Annotated in this window: 11 protein-coding genes and 1 CRISPR repeat array; of the genes, 5 read left to right on the forward strand and 6 right to left on the reverse strand. The window is 49.0% G+C overall.

Annotation, left to right across the window (positions count from 1 at the left end; genetic code table 11):
* Positions 1–4: 4 nt before the first annotated feature.
* From truB to cas2, 5 genes are all read left to right on the forward strand, one after another.
* A complete protein-coding gene (gene truB, locus DPQ22_RS04095) occupies positions 5–1060 on the forward strand; it encodes a tRNA pseudouridine(55) synthase TruB (RefSeq protein ID WP_150213407.1) in 1056 nt (351 codons plus the stop codon).
* Between the two features lie 483 nt (positions 1061–1543).
* Positions 1544–1954 (forward strand): abortive infection family protein, encoded by a 411-nt coding sequence (locus DPQ22_RS04100; protein ID WP_150213409.1) that lies wholly within the window; start codon positions 1544–1546, stop codon positions 1952–1954.
* 215 nt (positions 1955–2169) lie between these two features.
* On the forward strand, positions 2170–5532 hold the full coding sequence (cas9, locus tag DPQ22_RS04105) for a type II CRISPR RNA-guided endonuclease Cas9 (protein WP_150213411.1): 3363 nt from the start codon (positions 2170–2172) through the stop codon (positions 5530–5532).
* 173 nt (positions 5533–5705) lie between these two features.
* On the forward strand, positions 5706–6716 hold the full coding sequence (cas1, locus tag DPQ22_RS04110; RefSeq protein WP_150213413.1) for a type II CRISPR-associated endonuclease Cas1: 1011 nt from the start codon (positions 5706–5708) through the stop codon (positions 6714–6716).
* Positions 6717–6719: 3 nt separating this feature from the next.
* Positions 6720–7085: a CRISPR-associated endonuclease Cas2 gene (cas2, locus tag DPQ22_RS04115; RefSeq protein ID WP_246681469.1), complete on the forward strand. Its 366-nt coding sequence runs from the start codon at positions 6720–6722 to the stop codon at positions 7083–7085.
* Between the two features lie 72 nt (positions 7086–7157).
* Positions 7158–11285: direct repeats of the CRISPR family, unit length 36 nt; unit sequence AGTATAGCTAATCAGAAAATGCGGTCAAGCCGCAAC.
* 314 nt (positions 11286–11599) lie between these two features.
* On the opposite strand, the gene DPQ22_RS04120 is transcribed toward cas2, so the two are convergent.
* The 6 genes from DPQ22_RS04120 to DPQ22_RS04145 all read right to left on the reverse strand — a co-directional run bounded on the left by DPQ22_RS04120 (position 11600) and on the right by DPQ22_RS04145 (position 15568).
* Positions 11600–11857, reverse strand: coding sequence for a hypothetical protein (locus tag DPQ22_RS04120; RefSeq protein WP_150213415.1), 258 nt, complete (start codon positions 11855–11857; stop codon positions 11600–11602).
* The gene (locus DPQ22_RS04125) at positions 11833–12024 is read right to left on the reverse strand and encodes a hypothetical protein (protein WP_150213417.1); all 192 of its coding nucleotides are present in this window, start codon (positions 12022–12024) and stop codon (positions 11833–11835) included. The genes DPQ22_RS04120 and DPQ22_RS04125 overlap by 25 nt, the downstream gene beginning before the upstream one ends.
* Entirely contained in the window at positions 12008–12232 is a 225-nt protein-coding gene (locus DPQ22_RS04130) for a hypothetical protein (RefSeq protein WP_150213419.1), read from the reverse strand. The genes DPQ22_RS04125 and DPQ22_RS04130 overlap by 17 nt, the downstream gene beginning before the upstream one ends.
* 416 nt (positions 12233–12648) lie before the next feature.
* Positions 12649–13863 (reverse strand): KpsF/GutQ family sugar-phosphate isomerase, encoded by a 1215-nt coding sequence (locus DPQ22_RS04135; protein ID WP_425305144.1) that lies wholly within the window; start codon positions 13861–13863, stop codon positions 12649–12651.
* On the reverse strand, positions 13817–14539 hold the full coding sequence (locus DPQ22_RS04140; RefSeq protein ID WP_150213423.1) for a hypothetical protein: 723 nt from the start codon (positions 14537–14539) through the stop codon (positions 13817–13819). The genes DPQ22_RS04135 and DPQ22_RS04140 overlap by 47 nt, the downstream gene beginning before the upstream one ends.
* 114 nt (positions 14540–14653) lie before the next feature.
* The gene (locus DPQ22_RS04145; RefSeq protein WP_150213426.1) at positions 14654–15568 is read right to left on the reverse strand and encodes a UTP--glucose-1-phosphate uridylyltransferase; all 915 of its coding nucleotides are present in this window, start codon (positions 15566–15568) and stop codon (positions 14654–14656) included.
* Positions 15569–15730: the final 162 nt, after the last annotated feature.

Below are 15730 nucleotides of genomic sequence, written 5' to 3' on the forward strand. Positions count from 1 at the left end.
CAATATGGCAAGACACAGCAAAAGAAAAGGCCGCCCGGTGGCAGGCTGGGTTATTCTGGATAAACCGAAAAGCATGGGGTCGACAGAGGCCGTGGCCAAAGTGAAATGGCTCTATAATGCCGACAAAGCCGGCCATGCCGGCACATTAGACCCGCTGGCTTCCGGCCTGTTGCCAATAGCGCTGGGGGAAGCCACCAAAACTGTGCCTTATGTAATGGAAGGCACCAAAGTCTACCGCTTTACCGTGGCCTGGGGGGAAGAACGCGCGACTGATGATCTGGAAGGGGAAATTACCCATAAATCCGATAAGCGGCCGAATGAGGCCGATATTCTGGCGCTACTGCCTAAATATACCGGTATTATTCTGCAAACGCCGCCGCAATTTTCAGCCATAAAAATCGGCGGTGAACGCGCTTATGATATTGCCCGCAATGGCGAAGCCGTGGCCATTCCGCCGCGCGAGGTGGAAATTGATGTGCTGGATTTGATGGAAATCACGCCGGAAGGCCATGCCGTATTTGAAGTGGAATGCGGCAAAGGCACTTATGTGCGCTCTCTGGCGCGCGATATGGGGCGCGATATGGGCTGCTACGGCCATGTCGTAGATCTGCGCCGGATTGAAGTAGCGCCCTTTTCTCAGGAAGATTTTGTCAGCCTGGAGGCTTTGGAACAGGCTTCACCGCGAGCGCAGGCGCAAAAGCGGCTGGAGGCAGAAGCGGCCGCGCGCGCGGCAGAAGCTGCGGCAGCGGAAGCGGCAAAAACCGGCGGCAAAAACCGGGCTGAGCGGCCGCGCCTGCCGGCGGCTGAGCTGCAAAGGCTGGATTTTTCTCCTCTGGACGCTTTATTGATAGAGACAGGCGCGGCGCTGGAATGCCTGGCGCAATATCCGATAGAAGAGGCGCAGGCAGTGCGGGTGCGCAGCGGCAACCCGATTATCCTGCGCGGCAGCAAAGTACCGCTCGATGAAAGCGAGGCCTGCGTAACGCATAAAGGCAAAGTGCTGGCGCTGGGAGCGATAGAGCAAGGCACCTTCCACCCCAAACGCGTATTTACCGCCTGATCGGCAGTATTTTTATAGTAAAAGGGAGTTTTTATGCACCTATTTTTCTTATAAAAACAGGAAAAAGTGGCAGGCAACCTGATAATGAGCACAGAGTCAAAAATCCCTCCCTCTCTTATTAAATTCACCGCAGAAGAAATAGCTGCTTGCTACCATAGCCACAGAATCATTGGCCAGCAAATAAAGCAATCCAACCCACCTGCCCTGCTTTTGTTTATTCTGAATATTTTAAAACAGGCACCCGCAGAAACCTGACCGAATGCCTTACCCTTTTTCTAAACTATGTAAATAATAAAAATCCGCCTGCTCCATTCGCTTTATTTGGCCGTCTCATTTTTACTATAGCTGAAGATTCAGAAGAATTCAGAGAGCGAATTCAAACCAAGTTGAAGGAGATTGGCCTCTTTTACCAAGGCGAAGGAATTATAACCCCATTAGAATTACCATCTTTAAGCGTTCAATATTTTCTTAATGCACTAAAAAATGATTGGATATTTAGCTATTGGCAAAGAATTTTCTCGTTTGGAGCGTAACATTCATACCGATTATTTAAGTGCGGCCTTGAATGCTGCTACCATGCTAGAGGCAAGCTGTAAATTTTACTTAGGAGAAAATCACTATCATCAAAAAGATACCCTTAAGGCGTTAACTGAAAAAACGCTAAAAGCTATAAATTGCAATATGTTGGAAAGTAGTGGGAATCTAATCAAAGGCCTGTCCTGCCTTTGCGCAGCTATAGAAATATTTAGAAACAAATACTCTGCCGCCCACGGAAAGAGTCAAACTGAGCAGCGAAACATTGCCAATATCATCACTCAAGCTGAAGCGCTATTATATATACAAACTTCAAATAACATCTGCCAATATATTCTCTCCAAGAAATTAGATAAATAAAAATATACTGGTAATAAAAAAAGCGGTTCCCGGAGGAACCGCCTTATTTGGTGCCATCAGGCTTGTTAACGACCCGACCGCATTTTCTGATTAGCTATTCAGCTATGCCCCTTTTTATAGCGCCGGCTCTTGCCTGTCAATAAATAAAATTAAGTCTTGTGCTTTTATTCTCACCTTTATAAAAATTACCAATCTGCATTGTCTGGAGTTTTGTCGTGGCACCTGTTTCCGATTATAAAAATACGGTTTTTGCTTTTGATATTGGCACGAATTCCCTCGGCTGGTGTGTATTGAGCGGGGAAAGAGATGCTGACGGCCTGTTAATCCCCAATCGCATTATCGATATTGGCGTGCGCATTTTCTCAGACGGGCGCGATCCGCAATCCGGCGCTTCCCTCGCTGTCGCCCAGCGGGAGGCGCGCGGGGCGCGGCGCATGCGTGACCGCTATCTTAAACGCCGGCAGCAATTATTGGAACGCTTGACGGAATACGGCCTCATGCCGGCTGATGAAGCGGGGCGTAAGGTTTTGTTGCGTGAAACCTCTGACCGGGGGCAAAATACCGGCAGCAATGATACGGAAAAAACCGACCCTTATAATTTACGCGCCCGGGCGCTGAGCGAAAAGCTGCCGCTGCACCATTTAGGGCGCGCCCTCTTCCACCTTAATCAGCGGCGCGGCTTTAAGTCGAACCGCAAAACCGACCGCCGCGATAATGATAAAGGCAAAATCGCCATGGGGGTGGAAGAATTGCAGGCGCAACTGCATTTGAGCAAGACCCCTACCCTCGGCACCTGGCTGGCGCAGCGCTATAATCAAGGCAAAGTCGTCCGTATCCGCCAGGATTCTGAGGCTTTTACCGGTGAGAAACAGGAAAATTATCTCTTTTATCCGGAACGATCGATGCTGGAAGACGAATTTGCAGCAATCTGGCAGGCGCAGGCGGAATTTTACCCGGAAGAACTGACGGAAAGCCGCAAAAAACAGCTTTTTGATGCTATTTTTTATCAGCGACAGCTAAAAGAGCCGAAAATCGGCAAATGCGCCTTTAACCCTGAGGAAGAGCGGCTGCCGAAAGCGCACCCGCTCTTTCAGGAATTCCGCCTCTATAAGGAAGTGAATGAGCTGACCATTGAAGCAGCCGGTAAGGCATCAGGGCAGAAGCTCAGCAAAGAGCAGCGCGATACGCTGATAGATATTCTGCGACCGCAAAAGAAAATGGCCTTTAGCGCCATTCGCAAAAGCCTGAAACTGCACGGCACCACCTTTAAGAAGGAGAAAAATGCCCGTGAGGGGCTGGCGGGTGATGAAATTTATGCCGAAATGAAGGATAAAAGCCGTTTTGGCAACCAATGGGCGGATTTTGCGCGCGAAAAGCAATGGGACATTATCCAAAAGCTGCGTGATGAAGAAAACCCGGAAAAGCTCAATAAGTGGCTGACAGAGCAATTCCCTAATCTCAGCGCCGAACAGCGCGATAAAATCGCCAATGCCAAATTGCCGGAAGGCTATGGTCGACTGGGGCGCACCGCCCTCTCCCATATGCTGGAAGAAATGAAAACTGATGTCATTCCGGAAGCGGAAGCGGCAAGACGCTGCGGCTATGACCATGCTTTATTGGGACGCGACCGTGAAGAGCTGGATACTCTGCCGAAATATCAGCAAGTGCCCAATGTGGCGCGCTCTATCCCGCCCGGCGAAGGCGGGAAAGCCGTAGCCGAAAACGACCCGGATTATGACCGGATCATGGGGCGGATAACCAATCCGACTGTCCATATTGCCCTTAACCAGTTGCGCCGTGTCGTTAATGCGCTGATAAAGAAACACGGCAAGCCGCGGGAAATGGCGGTCGAGCTGGCGCGCGATTTGCAGCTTTCTGACGAAGAAAAGAAGAAAGTGAATAAAAGCATTGCTGACAATACCAAAGAGGCGATTGCGCGCTCCGATAAGCTCGTGGAAATAGGCATAGAAGATAATGGCTATAATCGCCAATTACTGAAACTGTGGGAAGAGCTGAACGAAAACCCGCAAGATCGCTGTTGCCCCTATAGCGGCAAACCGATTAGCCTTACCACCCTGCTTTCTTCTGATGTCGATATTGACCATATTTTGCCATTCTCACGCACTCTGGACGACAGCAATGCTAATAAAATTGTCTGCCTGAAGGAATATAACCGGCAAAAGGGCAATCTCTCGCCGGCGGAAGCCGCAAACCGCCTTGACGGCTGGGATTATGAAGCCATGCTGGCTCGCGCGCAAAACCTGCCTAAAAATAAGCGCTGGCGCTTTGCCAAAGATGCGATGGAGCGTTTTGAACAGGAAGATAATTGGCTGGCGCGGCAATTAACCGATACCCAATATCTCAGCCGCCTGGCGCGCGAATATCTCTCAGCTCTTTACCCGGGGGAAGAAGCCGATGAACAGGGTGAATTGCGCATGCGTTATCATATTCGCACGATTCCCGGCAAATTGACGGAACTTTTCCGCCGTAATTGGGGCTTGAATGATATTCTGCATGACCGAACGGCAGCCAATGATACGGCCAAGCCGAAAAACCGGCAGGATCACCGCCACCATGCTATTGATGCCGCGGTTATCGGCATTACCACCCGTTCGCAGCTCAAGCGTATATCCACAGCTTCAGGGCAAATGGAAGCGCAGGATTTGGAGAATTTTGTCAAAAGTTCGGTGCGCGATACGCCGCCCTGGCCGGATTTGCGGCGCGATTTGCAGATAGCGGTTGACGGCATTATTGTCAGCCATAAAGCCGATCACGGCACTTTGCCGAAAGCCAAAGACAATAAAGCCGGCAAAGGCAAAACCGCAGCCAAATTGATGAAAGAGACCGCCTATGGCTTGCCGATCGACGATAAAGGCGAGCGCTTGAAAGATGCAAAAGGCAATGAGCTGGTTGTCTGGCGGGTGCCGCTGCGCTCACTCAAGGCCAAGAATCTGGAGAATATTCGCGATTCACATTTGGCCAATGCGCTAAAAGAGCATATTTATACCGAGGCAAGGGAGCTGAAAGACGGCAAAAATTTTGAGCAGGCTTTATTAAGCTTTGCCCAAACGCATAAAGATTATAAAGGCATTCGCCATATTCGCCTGATTGGCGCGCACAACACCATTCCTATCCGTAATGCTGCCGGCAAAGCCTATAAAGGCTATTGGAATGACGGCAATTACCGTTATGATGTCTGGCAGACATTGGACGGCAAATGGAAACAGGAAGTTATTTCCATGTATGACGCCCATCAGCCCTCTTATCAATCGCCTTTTCATCAGGCAAATCCAACGGCCAAAAAAGTGCTCAGCCTGCAGCAAAATGACATGGTGGCCTATAATAACCCCGAAACCGGCAAGCGTATTATTGCCCGTGTAGTGAAATTCGGCACTAATGGGCAAATTGTTTTCGCTCCACATAATGAAGCCAATGTCGACCAACGCGATAGAGATAAAACAAACCCGTTTAAATATTTTATCAAAATGGCCGGTGCCTTAAAAGAATGGAAGCTGCGACAAATCCGGATTGATGAAATCGGTCAGATTTTTGACCCGCAACAGCAGACAGGCGCTTAAGCGCGCGCTCTGCCCCCTTTCATTCCATTTTCTTTTTACCGCCTTCGCGCCTAATCGGCGCGGAGGCGTTTTTGTTAACCACTATATAATTTTTTTATCATTTAAATAAACTCGAAGAAGGCGGATCTCCGTCTTCTTCGAACAGCGTTAATTAGAGTTGATAATGTGTATCTATGGATAGAATTGTTGATATAAGCACTGACGGCCTGCATCTTGGCATTTACCGCGGTTTTCTGACAGTTGCCAAAGACAAAGAAGAAGTGGGGCGTATTGCCCTTGATGATATAGGCGCACTTATCGCCCATGCCCACGGTCTTACTTGGTCGCATAATGTTTTTATCCGCCTGGCGGAAAATAAAGTGCCGGTCGTTTTATGCGCCCAGAATCATGCCCCCATTGCGATAATCTGGCCGTTGGAAGGCCATTATCATCAGGCCAAGCGCATGCAGGCGCAGGCGGAAGCCCCCCTGCCCTTGAAAAAGCAGCTTTGGAAGCAAATTATCACGGCCAAAGTCACTATGCAGGCCCGGCTTATTGAAGCGCTGGACAAAACAACCAAAAGCCAGAGCCATAAATCCCTTACCATGCTGACGCGCCGGGTGCGCTCCGGCGATTCCCAAAATATAGAAGCGCAGGCGGCGCGCAAATATTGGCCGCTTTTATTCGGCAGCGATTTTCGCCGCGATCGCAATGGCGACAGCACCAATAGCCTGCTCAATTACGGCTATACTATTTTGCGCTCTATTGTCTCGCGCGCTTTATGCGCTTCCGGCCTGCACCCGACTTTAGGCCTGTTTCATTCCAATAATTACAATGCCTTTGCCCTGGCTGACGATATGATGGAGCCTTTCCGCCCTTATGTCGACGCCATTGTGCATAATCTGATCAAGGTCGGCAAAACAGAAATCAATACTGAGACAAAACAGATACTTACCTCGCTTTCTACTTTTGACCTGGAGGGGATAGAGGGCGTCTCTCCGCTTTTTATACATATTAACCGTTTTACCCATTCTCTGGCGACCAGTTTTGACACCGGCCAGGCCAAACTTGTGTTTCCGCTGATGCCCAGCAATAGCGAATTACGCCGGCTTGGCTGCGAGGGCACCGAAGCTGCCGCCCTGCCGGAGCATAATGACAGAGACGGAGCCTTTGCCCTGCCGGCAACCGGCACAATAATGGAATAGAAAATGACAGCCTATCTTAAACGCGCAAACTCAGAACCCAGACATTTAAGCGGATATAGAATTATGTGGATATTAGTCACTTTTGACCTTCCGGTAGAAACGAAAAAGCAACGCCATAATGCAACAAAATTCCGGCAGAAACTGCTTGATATTGGCTTTGAAATGAGTCAGCTTTCTAATTATATGCGATTCTGCAATGGCAAAGAGCAGTTTGAGTCTTATATCAAAAAGATTGAGGCATTTTTGCCGGAAAAGGGCCGTGTCTATGTTTTTCAGTTTACCGACCGACAATATGAAAACATTATCCGCTTTTCCGATCAATCACGCCAGGCAGCACAGAGAAACCCGAATCAGTTGGCGCTATTTTAGCTTTTCTCCGCTTTTTTATGAAAAAAGACCCCGGGTAAATTATTGCAAAAACAACAACTTACCCGGGGCCAAAGTATAGCTAATCAGAAAATGCGGTCAAGCCGCAACTGTTTATTTCCCTCATATATCTGCCCTTGCAGTATAGCTAATCAGAAAATGCGGTCAAGCCGCAACTATGCAACCCCATTATAAAGCATCTGCTTTAGTATAGCTAATCAGAAAATGCGGTCAAGCCGCAACTATTGGTCGGCCGAAGAATTCGTTTCAATAAGTATAGCTAATCAGAAAATGCGGTCAAGCCGCAACTGATGTCGTGCCGGTAGTGAGTAATAAAAGAGTATAGCTAATCAGAAAATGCGGTCAAGCCGCAACAAAGCCCGCTCTCATCAAACACATGCCGCCAGTATAGCTAATCAGAAAATGCGGTCAAGCCGCAACTGATTTATCGCTGTATTTTCCTTCTGCCGAAGTATAGCTAATCAGAAAATGCGGTCAAGCCGCAACAAGAGTAGTCCTCAAATTCGCCGTCAGCGAAGTATAGCTAATCAGAAAATGCGGTCAAGCCGCAACACCTGCTGGCTTAGCCAGTGAAGCATTGGGAGTATAGCTAATCAGAAAATGCGGTCAAGCCGCAACTTCGCATGAAGTATTGCAGGATACGGTCGGAGTATAGCTAATCAGAAAATGCGGTCAAGCCGCAACACAAAAATAACGGTTGACAGCCGGACGATTAGTATAGCTAATCAGAAAATGCGGTCAAGCCGCAACAGATGCCAAATGGGATTGCGATGCTATTGCAGTATAGCTAATCAGAAAATGCGGTCAAGCCGCAACCCAAATTTCCTCCAACCAATCTTTTGCAGCAGTATAGCTAATCAGAAAATGCGGTCAAGCCGCAACAAAAAAATGGCGGCGCCGCTTTTGCACCGGAGTATAGCTAATCAGAAAATGCGGTCAAGCCGCAACCACAGGCAGCTACACCAGGTAGCTATATTAAGTATAGCTAATCAGAAAATGCGGTCAAGCCGCAACAATATTTAACTCCCCCAATGCTTCACTGGCAGTATAGCTAATCAGAAAATGCGGTCAAGCCGCAACCGCCAGACCGCGCGCCCCGTCCACCGCGCGAGTATAGCTAATCAGAAAATGCGGTCAAGCCGCAACAGATACATACTCTATTGCTTTTGGCCGATAAGTATAGCTAATCAGAAAATGCGGTCAAGCCGCAACTAATCATAAGAAATGTCAATTTCCGAAAATAGTATAGCTAATCAGAAAATGCGGTCAAGCCGCAACGTGAGACTAAAACCCCCCTTATCTTCCCGGAGTATAGCTAATCAGAAAATGCGGTCAAGCCGCAACTCCTGCACCGTATTATTTCCACTATCCCGAAGTATAGCTAATCAGAAAATGCGGTCAAGCCGCAACTAATAGCCGTTATCGCCAAAAATCAAATCAAGTATAGCTAATCAGAAAATGCGGTCAAGCCGCAACTCGTCCACCGGCCGACAGCATCTTTATAGGAGTATAGCTAATCAGAAAATGCGGTCAAGCCGCAACTCACATTTCTGTGAAATATACGCCTTACCAAGTATAGCTAATCAGAAAATGCGGTCAAGCCGCAACTCTTCTTGGGTTGACTTGCCTTCAGGTCGTAGTATAGCTAATCAGAAAATGCGGTCAAGCCGCAACATTAAAGCCGAAGCTAACGATATGCCTTGTAGTATAGCTAATCAGAAAATGCGGTCAAGCCGCAACACAAACATTACACCGCCGCCTTGCTTGCCAAGTATAGCTAATCAGAAAATGCGGTCAAGCCGCAACAGAGATGAGGCAGTTAAACTTTTATTTCACAGTATAGCTAATCAGAAAATGCGGTCAAGCCGCAACAGTAGTAAACGATTGACCGCTTACACCATCAGTATAGCTAATCAGAAAATGCGGTCAAGCCGCAACCTAATGACCGAAATTGTGGGTGTGGATAGCAGTATAGCTAATCAGAAAATGCGGTCAAGCCGCAACTAAATATGTCGTATGTGGCTATATAACTGGAGTATAGCTAATCAGAAAATGCGGTCAAGCCGCAACAATTCGGCACATAACCAGTAATATCCATGCAGTATAGCTAATCAGAAAATGCGGTCAAGCCGCAACATGAAATGGCCTATAAGGATGGTGTTAGGAAGTATAGCTAATCAGAAAATGCGGTCAAGCCGCAACCGGTCTGCCAATGGGCAATTATTATCCAATAGTATAGCTAATCAGAAAATGCGGTCAAGCCGCAACTGGCATGCTGTCATTGATTGCGCGTCCTGTAGTATAGCTAATCAGAAAATGCGGTCAAGCCGCAACTGTAGTATCAAAGGGCTTGATTTGCCGTTTAGTATAGCTAATCAGAAAATGCGGTCAAGCCGCAACTGCCCCCAGCGTTTTGGCCAAGGCAACAAAAGTATAGCTAATCAGAAAATGCGGTCAAGCCGCAACCCTCCCGCATCGACAGAGTTTTTTCCAAAAAGTATAGCTAATCAGAAAATGCGGTCAAGCCGCAACCCTTCAAAGACTGTGTCGCTTTCATAAAAGAGTATAGCTAATCAGAAAATGCGGTCAAGCCGCAACTCCTGAACTTGAAGATTTTGACAGTCGTGAAGTATAGCTAATCAGAAAATGCGGTCAAGCCGCAACGCCCCGGTGCCTGTTTTGGGGGCACCAAAAAGTATAGCTAATCAGAAAATGCGGTCAAGCCGCAACGGTAGGGACTTGACTATCCTTGAGTGCTGAAGTATAGCTAATCAGAAAATGCGGTCAAGCCGCAACCCTGTCTGGGCTCTGCACGATTGAGGAAGGAGTATAGCTAATCAGAAAATGCGGTCAAGCCGCAACTAGGCCAAGCCGCTCATTAGCGGCGGCAGCAGTATAGCTAATCAGAAAATGCGGTCAAGCCGCAACGTTGTGTCCGCTATTGTGTCTGTATTATCGAGTATAGCTAATCAGAAAATGCGGTCAAGCCGCAACGCAGTATCACTTACGATAATTCCTTTATCTAGTATAGCTAATCAGAAAATGCGGTCAAGCCGCAACCACTTTTGACGCTGGCAGGCTGCCATATTCAGTATAGCTAATCAGAAAATGCGGTCAAGCCGCAACGTGGTGACAGGAGAGATAGGATATGGAAACAGTATAGCTAATCAGAAAATGCGGTCAAGCCGCAACGTATGGGGGCGTGGGCGCATAGCACAGAGCAGTATAGCTAATCAGAAAATGCGGTCAAGCCGCAACCTAATAAAGTTAAGCAACAGCTTGGCATTGAGTATAGCTAATCAGAAAATGCGGTCAAGCCGCAACCTCTCCCTATCAAGGAGAGTATCTCCTCCGAGTATAGCTAATCAGAAAATGCGGTCAAGCCGCAACAACCCCGAAGCCATGCAGACAATGGGAGAAAGTATAGCTAATCAGAAAATGCGGTCAAGCCGCAACAGACAAAGGCACAGGCGCTTATTCACTCTAAGTATAGCTAATCAGAAAATGCGGTCAAGCCGCAACGGCACAGCGGCCGCGTCCTGCATAAGCTCAAGTATAGCTAATCAGAAAATGCGGTCAAGCCGCAACGCCGCCAGCGCCGGATAAGCCGTCCGCCTGAGTATAGCTAATCAGAAAATGCGGTCAAGCCGCAACGCGCCAATGATTATAGAGAGGCGACAGAGCAGTATAGCTAATCAGAAAATGCGGTCAAGCCGCAACTCCTCGTCCATATCTCGCTTTTCGTCCAATAGTATAGCTAATCAGAAAATGCGGTCAAGCCGCAACAGAAAAGCACTGGAAAAGCACTGGAAAAGGAGTATAGCTAATCAGAAAATGCGGTCAAGCCGCAACCGGAAGCAATCACTGTTTTTTTAGGCGGAGAGTATAGCTAATCAGAAAATGCGGTCAAGCCGCAACCAATGAATACATGCTTAGGTACGCATATGCAGTATAGCTAATCAGAAAATGCGGTCAAGCCGCAACTGTGGCGGCTGCATTAACTGCCGCCTCCGGAGTATAGCTAATCAGAAAATGCGGTCAAGCCGCAACTAATGAGCCAGTCTTACCAGTCTTATCGCCAGTATAGCTAATCAGAAAATGCGGTCAAGCCGCAACTTCCGGCCAGCATCACGGAAGTGCCAGATGAGTATAGCTAATCAGAAAATGCGGTCAAGCCGCAACTCCAGAGTCGCGCTTGGAATTCATAAGCGAAATATAGCTAATCAGAAACCGAAGGGGCGCGCGGAGCGTGCGAAAGGTGGTCAGACCGCAACCAACCACCCCGCCAGGCAATTATTGCTGCATCGCAGCATAGCCAGTCAAAAAATGCGGCCACACCCATACCACCAGGAGACGGAATCTATCATGGGGGGAAAACATAGCCAGTCAAAAAATGCGGTCAGGCCCGCGCCTATGTTTTTCGTTTATTTTTATTGCCTCTCTCATCGCGCTGGAAATAGGCGGCTAAAGCCAATAAAAGCAGAGCGCCGATACCGTCAGCCCTCCAGCAGGGCTTTGCCTTCTTCTCCGTAGCCACGAATAATCAGAAATATCCCGCCGCCCAAAACAGCCAATATCAGAGCCAGGAAAAATATAACCCAGATTATATCACGGATAAAATTATATTTATGTACTTTCATTTGCCCGTTAATCATGCTGTCACGGGCGGCATTATCGGCGCGTTGCCCTTCTTCCGCCATGGCTGGCAGACGCTCTGGAGAATCCGGTATTATTTGCGCATAGCCGTGCAGCATTTCCGGCGGCGGCAAAGGCGAAAAAACCGGCTCATTTCAATTTTTTGCAGAGCCGTTACAATCTTTTTCTGCTTTTCTTTCGGCAGTGGAGAAATGATTTTCGACAATTCTTCCGGTATTTTATGGGCAGTCACACGCTCAGGCAGAGTTTTATCGCGCTTTTCCACGACCTTGCCCCGCCCGATTACCTAAAGCCCGATATAAATGGCGGCCGACATTTTCCCATGCTTTCTCAACACTGGGGGACTGAGGATAGCGCATGGTTTTCAACGGGCTTATGGCAAGACTATCATCAATTTTGGCCGTATTTTCCCAGAAATCCCCATTCTCCCGGCCCTCAACCCGGCGAAATACAGCAGAAAAAATATGGCGCATAAAACCACTCCCTGTCTTTAAACCCAATTACAGCTATATGTTTTTTATCGCGCTATGGCAAGAGCAAAACATGTATAAACAGCAAAACAATAACCCACACACTGCTTTGGCAAGCGCCGGCATAAAGCCTAAAACCGGCCGGCGCCGGCAGTTTTCCCGCCGCTTTTTTGCCTTAATGGGCAGGCTCCCACTGCCTTGCCGGCTATAAGCAGGGGTAAAGCCGGCTCAATTTGCGCCGCCACATTGCGGCCATTGGCGAAGACGGCCGGCAACAAACCTCCCTCATTAGCAAACAGGGCAGCCCTCAAGCTCTGTGTTTTACCAGCAAGTCCAGACAGCTCCCGAACAGCGCGCACAGCCCAGGCGCTAACAGGCAGGCGGCAGGAAATTGTCAGACAGCAGTCATTACTATCCGCTCAGGCTGTGCCGATACGCAGCAAATCATGAAAAGTGACAATGCCGACAGGCCGGCCGTTTTCTGTCACCGGCAAAGCGGTGATTTTATGCTTATTGATAAAACTGATAGCCTCAGCGGCGATTTTATCCGGCGCGGCAGTTTTGGGCGATTTTGTCATGACATCATCAACTTTGAGCTGTGACAGGTCGCGGCTGATATTGCGCGCCAAATCACCATCAGTCACAATGCCGGCAAGCTTGCCCTGCTTGTCAACCACAATCACGCAGCCCATATGTTTGGCCGCCAGAACCTGCATGGCGGCCGGCATAATTGTGCCCAGCTCTACCAGCGGCAGCGATGAGCCGGTGTGCATAATATCGCCCAGCGGCCGCAAGGACGCTCCCAGTGAGCCGCCAGGGTGATAAATTTTAAAATCACCGGCAGAAAACTGCCGCGCTTCCAGCAGCGCCACCGCCAAAGCATCGCCCATGGCCAGTTGCAGCAAGGTTGAGGTTGTCGGCGCCAAACCATGCGGGCAGGCCTCCTGCGCTTTGGGCAAAAGCAGCACAATATCTGCCTGCCGCCCCAAAGCAGAAGCTTCGCCCGCAGTTATCGCAATCAGCGGAATGCCAAATCGGCGCGCATGGGTAATAATACCGCTCAGTTCTGCTGTCTCCCCCGACCATGACAGCGCCAGAATAACATCATCACTGCCAATCATGCCCAAATCACCATGATTAGCCTCTGCCGCGTGGACAAAAAAGGCCGGCGTGCCGGTAGAGGCAAAACTGGCGGCAATTTTGGCGCCAATATGGCCGCTTTTGCCCAGACCGGTTACAATAACCCGCCCTTTGGCGCTGCCAATAAGCCGCACAGCTTTGGCAAAAGGTACCGCCAGCGCCTTTTCCATCTGCTCAGCCAGCGCCTGCAGCCCGCGGCTCTCAATCGCCAGAGTGCGCAGGCCTGATTGCTTGAGCGCCGCCTCACCGGCGGCGGCAGCAATAACCGGCTTGCGCGGAATTGTCGGTATTTTCGGCATAACACAGCCTCTCACATCACAATAATACAGGCACAGAGCCTGAAGACAGCCGGCGGCCGGCTTGCTGCCGACATTTTCCCTCTGCACAGCAGCTCCGCTGCCCGCAAAGCCGGCCGACCGCCATTTGGAAGCGCGCCCGGCCACATTTTCAACTGCCGGTAAAAAAACGGTATAGCCGATTTTTTGGCCTCTCATCTGGAATAACGGCCGCAGCTTCGGTGATTAACGGCCACCATAGAGACGATATTTTATATGTTGTTTCCTGCGCTGAAAAACGGTCTATAAAACCTTGATATAAATTATCTGATATACGGTATAGTTTTCCCTGCTGTTCCGGGTCGGCATTTTCCTCTACGCAGAAGATCTTTGCGCGGCTCAAGCGCGCCAATAATGCGGCGAGCTTGCGCCCGGTTTCCAGAGTGCCGCCTTCTTTCCGCTTAACAACAAAAATCTTGTTATCATCACGCAATGATAGCCTGAATTTATCAACAAAATGTGCAATCTTGCTCTTTTCCTGTTGATATATCTGCAAATTTTCCGGCTCAGGGAAGCCCCAAACAAATGCGCCGGACTCTTCATGACCGGTCATGGCGGAATGGAAGGCAATTTGATATTTTCTATCTAAAACGCCATCGCTGTCATCACCCCCTATCGGGGTTAAATTTTCAAACAGAAATAAGTCCTGAAAATCATTTTCAATAAGTTCGATAAGTTTATTATAATCATGAATAAACGTCCACCTGAACAGGCTGCTGATTTCCTGCTTGTTTTTTCTTTGGAAAAAACCGAATTCACAATTTTCGCCCAGGCTTTCAAAACGCGGCAAGCATTTTTTCGCAACCCAGGACAAGCGCCTTTTCCGTTTTTTCATTTTTACCTGCTTCACCTGCAGAATCCAGACCTTCTGTCAGCCCCGCTTTACGCTGTCAGGCAAGGCTCACGTGACAGAGCAAACCCCAGCCCGCTTATTTATTGCCGTTCAGCTCTATTTCCTGCCCCGGTTGCGCAATTCAGCCAGCGCCACGGCAAGCGGAGCCTCCAACTGGTCATGCAAATCGGCACTTTCCAGCGCAAAAGCAATATTGGCCTCGATAAAGCCGATTTTTGAGCCGCAATCATAAGTGCGGCCCTTAAAATGATAACCGTAAAACGGCTCTTTTCCCTGCAATTTCACCATAGCATCAGTCAGCTGGATTTCATCGCCGGCGCCGCGTGTCTGCCCGGCCAGGATAGAAAAAATCTCCGGCTGCAAAATATAACGGCCGTTAATATAGAGATTGGAAGGCACCTGCCCTTTGGCCGGTTTTTCTACCATAGCGGTAATTTCAAAACCATGCGCCACCTCCTGCCCTTTGCCGACAATGCCATATTTATGCGCATCTTCGGGCGCGCATTCCTGCACCGCAATAATATTGCCGCGGCCTGCTTTTTCATAAAGGGCAACCATATCGGCCAGGCAGCCTTTACCCTGTTTTTCGCCGTTTGGCCCTTGCATCAGCATATCGGGCAAAAGCAGGGCAAAAGGCTCATTACCCACCAGATCACGCGCGCACCAGACAGCATGGCCAAGCCCTAAGGGCTCCTGCTGCCGGGTAAAGGAAGTTGTGCCCGCCGGCGGCTGCATGGTCAGCATTTGCTTTAAGGCCTGGGTTTTGCCCCGCGCCTCCAAAGTGGCATAAAGCTCCACCTGCGAATCAAAATAATCTTCAATAACCGCTTTATTGCGCCCGGTTACAAAAATAAAATGCTCAATCCCGGCGCGTCTGGCTTCATCAACCACATATTGGATAACCGGTTTGTCAACAATGGTCAGCATTTCCTTCGGCACAGTTTTTGTTGCCGGTAAAAACCTTGTCCCCAGGCCGCCAACGGGAAATACAGCCTTACGAATTTTCTTCACAACAGCTCTCCCTTTTTGATAAAATTTTGCGGGTTGTACCCCTGACAAACCAATTATGTCGCAATTTTCGGCAATAATTTATAAGCATTGGCGCCAATTTCGACAAATCACCTTTTGCAACACCCTCTAACCTGCTGCGCCGGCCGGCCGTCAAGCAAACAA

The organism is Candidatus Tokpelaia sp. (assembly GCF_008636115.1).
In the GTDB taxonomy this organism is placed as follows: Bacteria; Pseudomonadota; Alphaproteobacteria; order Rhizobiales; family Rhizobiaceae; genus QLZD01.

Coding starts and splice junctions, on each gene's coding strand:
- truB (WP_150213407.1), top strand. CDS start 5: ATGGCAAGACACAGCAAAAGAAAAGGCCGCCCGGTGGCAGGCTGGGTT.
- DPQ22_RS04100 (WP_150213409.1), top strand. CDS start 1,544: ATGATTGGATATTTAGCTATTGGCAAAGAATTTTCTCGTTTGGAGCGT.
- cas1 (WP_150213413.1), top strand. CDS start 5,706: ATGGATAGAATTGTTGATATAAGCACTGACGGCCTGCATCTTGGCATT.
- cas2 (WP_246681469.1), top strand. CDS start 6,720: ATGACAGCCTATCTTAAACGCGCAAACTCAGAACCCAGACATTTAAGC.
- DPQ22_RS04120 (WP_150213415.1), bottom strand. CDS start 11,857: ATGCTGCACGGCTATGCGCAAATAATACCGGATTCTCCAGAGCGTCTG.
- DPQ22_RS04130 (WP_150213419.1), bottom strand. CDS start 12,232: ATGCGCCATATTTTTTCTGCTGTATTTCGCCGGGTTGAGGGCCGGGAG.
- DPQ22_RS04135 (WP_425305144.1), bottom strand. CDS start 13,863: ATGAGAGGCCAAAAAATCGGCTATACCGTTTTTTTACCGGCAGTTGAA.
- DPQ22_RS04140 (WP_150213423.1), bottom strand. CDS start 14,539: ATGAAAAAACGGAAAAGGCGCTTGTCCTGGGTTGCGAAAAAATGCTTG.